This window comes from Cohnella baijiui, from assembly GCF_020731285.1.
Classification (GTDB): domain Bacteria; phylum Bacillota; class Bacilli; order Paenibacillales; family Paenibacillaceae; genus Cohnella.
Map to the genome: position 1 here is coordinate 1 of NZ_JAJFOW010000103.1, position 537 is coordinate 537.

The window sequence follows — 537 nt, forward strand, 5'->3', positions numbered from 1 at the left end:
GCGCAGAGTAAAATTTAGCTTCCACGCCATAGAACAACGTATGTTCGCTCGCAATTCCAGGTGTTACATGATCCAGTGCTTCCACCATCTCAATTAAACTCTTCATCGTATTATACGGCAATACAAGTCCTAAATCACCCGGCACAGCTTCTTTCAGCGTCGGTTCTAGAAAACCTTCTTTTAAGCGTTTTTCTGTCGTTCTGCGCCCGCGCTTAATATCTCCGTAGCGCTGCACGATGACGGAGCCATTAGATAAATCATTCGCATGGCAGCAGATTTCTTTGGCATACTCGTTCGGTTTATCAAACGGTTCCGTAAACACATGGGAGACAAGCAGAGCAAAGTTCGTATTTGGAGAACCAAGCTTCTCATCTTTGTAAGCATGTCCATTTGCCGCCATGACACCACTATGGTTCTCTACGACTACATGACCGCTTGGATTGGAGCAAAAACTTCGAATTATTTGATCTGTAGTAGATTTATACAGGAATTTCCCTTCATATAGATGCTCATTAATTTCTTCCATAACTACATTGG

General features: G+C 43.0%; 1 protein-coding gene. It reads right to left on the bottom strand.

Annotation, left to right across the window (positions count from 1 at the left end; genetic code table 11):
- Positions 1-537: FAD-dependent protein (locus tag LKX83_RS31815; RefSeq protein WP_370639169.1), on the bottom strand; the 537-nt coding region annotated here is incomplete at both ends.